The following is a 326-nucleotide window of genomic DNA, read 5'->3' as shown; positions in this document are numbered from 1 at the left end:
GCCGAGCGCCTCGACGAGCTGATGGACCGCGTTGGCGAGCTTGTCATCGCCCAATCGCGTCTCAGCCAGCTTGCCAGCTCCAGTGCCGATATTGCCTTGCGCTCCGTCTCGGAAGAAATCGAGCGTCTGTCGGGCGAGTTGCGCGACACGATGATGGTGCTGCGCATGGTGCCKGTCGCCACGCTATTCTCGCGCTTCCGCCGCCTCGTGCATGATCTCGCCCGCGAAACCGGCAAAGTAATCGAACTGGTCACCGAGGGCGAAAGCACCGAAGTGGACAAGACCGTCATTGAGCGCCTTGCCGATCCGCTGGTGCATCTGGTCCG

The 326-nt window shown here is 62.8% G+C and carries 1 pseudogene; it reads left to right on the top strand.

The features are described 5' to 3' along the window. A pseudogene (locus tag AC1DJO_RS29915) lies at positions 1 to 326 on the top strand (chemotaxis protein CheA); the annotation flags it as partial.

The organism is Rhizobium sp. 05N430, from assembly GCF_056396985.1.
Note: the sequence above shows the minus strand (reverse complement) of the source record. Positions and strands in the feature narration are given on the sequence as shown.